The organism is Ruegeria sp. BHSB056, assembly GCF_059613305.1.
On sequence record NZ_JBXWSG010000178.1, the window covers coordinates 1 to 1,924 of the forward strand.

A 1,924-nucleotide genomic window follows, 5' to 3' on the forward strand; every position below is an offset into this window, starting at 1 on the left:
GGTTGCTTGCCTTCCTGCGTGAAACAAAGGCGCGGGGCGACACGGTTGCCGCCTACGGTGCCGCTGCCAAGGGCAATACGCTGCTGAACTATGCCGGGATCGGCCCCGATCTGATCTCTTACTGCGTCGACCGCAACCCGGCCAAACAGAACACGCTGCTGCCCGGCAGCCATATCCCCGTGCATGGAGTCGAAGCCCTGCGCGAGGCGCCGCCGGATTACGTGCTGATCCTGCCCTGGAACATCCGGGATGAGGTCATCGGGCAACTGTCCGACCTGAAGGTACGGTTCGTGACCGCCGTGCCGGAAGTCAGGATCAGCTGATGGCACGGGTTCTGCTGACTGGCGCAACCGGATTGATCGGACGCGCGACGGTTCCGGCTCTGACACAGGCGGGCCATGAGGTGGTGACGCTGGGCCGCAACCCGGCAAACGACATCCCCTGTGATCTGCTGGACCCCAGCGCCACCACAGCAGCTCTTGAAACAGCTCGCGCCAGCCATCTGGTTCATCTGGCCTGGCATGACGGCCCGCGCGACCGCTGGGCTTCCCCGGCCAATCTGGACTGGATGGCCGCCACGCTGCACTTGGTGCGGGAGTTTGCGCGCATCAGCGGGCGGCGTGTGGTCTGCGCCGGAAGCTGTGCCGAATATGACTGGTCGGTGCCGGAGCTGACCGAAGCAACGCCTTTGCGGCCCCGGACCCTGTATGGGGCCGCAAAGGCTGCGACCGGTCTGGCGCTGTGCGCAGGCCAGGATGCGCTTGGCTTGTCTCTGGCCTGGGCCCGCATCTTCTTTGTCTACGGACCGGATGAACCACCGGGCCGGTTGTTTGGCGATCTGATTTCAAATCTGAAGATAGGCGAGCCAGTAGATTGCACCGATGGACGACAGGAACGGGATTTCCTGCATGTCGATGATCTGGCGCGCGCGCTGGCGCTTTTGCTGGAAACCAATGTCACCGGTGCGATCAATATAGCAAGCGGCACCGCCGTCCCGGTCCGGCAGTTGATTGAAGAGGTGGCAAACCAGATGCATCACCCTGACCTGATCCGGCTGGGGGCTATCTCCCGCGCGGCAAATGATCCCGACCGGCTGGCAGCGGATGTAACCCGGCTGCGGAACGAAGCCGGGTTTTCGCCACAATATGATATTATCACCGGAGTCGCCCGGTGTCTTTTGACAAACGAGGAAGCTGTATGAAATCTTCGTTCTTTCTGCGAAAACAGTCCTTCATGCTTTTTGCTCTGGTCGGTATTGTTAACACGATTTTTGCATACGCGGTTTTTTCGGTTCTGAGCCTGTCAGGCTTGCCAGCACAGGTCGCTCTTGCGGTCTCGTTCGTCATCGGCGTGTCGTGGAATTTCATGACCCACGCCCGCATTGTATTCGAAACCAAAGGGTTGAGGAGATTACCCCTCTACCTCGTGGCATATGCCATAGTTTACATCTTCAACGCTTTTTCGCTCGAAGCGCTCCTGCTCGCCGGGCTGCATCCGATCATTGCACAAGGTCTGCTGGTTCTACCCACTGCGGTGCTGGCATTCATCCTAGTTTCCCGGGCATTGACCGATCGCTTCCCGTGGCAGCAGAAGGTCTGAAATAATGCGTCAAAAACACTTTTAACCCCCAATCGGTCCATTTGATATAGTAAGGATATGGGCTGTTAAATGTATTTGGTACCAGTGCTGAAAGGATAATCGTCAATGCGTCTTTACCTTGCCGATCTCGGCCATAACCTCGTTACCGCTACGTCGGACACCTATCCGCTGGGTGTTGGAAATCTTGCGACTTTCGCCCAAGCCTATGCGAAAAGCCCGACACCGTTGGAGGTTGCAATCTTCCGCGACCCTCAGGAATTGAAGGCAGCCATTGATGCGGCGATACCCGACGTCATTGGTTTCTCAAGCTATTCCTGGAACCACC

The 1,924-nt window shown here is 58.2% G+C and carries 4 protein-coding genes; all 4 read left to right on the plus strand.

Translation table 11 applies throughout. The features are described from left to right. A partial coding sequence (locus AC2FND_RS20110; protein WP_496771469.1) for a methyltransferase C-terminal domain-containing protein occupies nt 1-323 on the plus strand: 323 nt, incomplete at its 5' end. Next, a complete protein-coding gene (locus tag AC2FND_RS20115) occupies nt 323-1,201 on the plus strand; it encodes an NAD-dependent epimerase/dehydratase family protein (protein ID WP_480484426.1) in 879 nt (292 codons plus the stop codon). The genes AC2FND_RS20110 and AC2FND_RS20115, both read left to right, overlap by 1 nt. 32 nt (nt 1,202-1,233) lie before the next feature. After that, nucleotides 1,234-1,599 (plus strand): GtrA family protein, encoded by a 366-nt coding sequence (locus AC2FND_RS20120; RefSeq protein ID WP_496771470.1) that lies wholly within the window; start codon nt 1,234-1,236, stop codon nt 1,597-1,599. 105 nt (nt 1,600-1,704) lie between these two features. Next, a partial coding sequence (locus AC2FND_RS20125) for a hypothetical protein (RefSeq protein ID WP_496771471.1) occupies nt 1,705-1,924 on the plus strand: 220 nt, incomplete at its 3' end.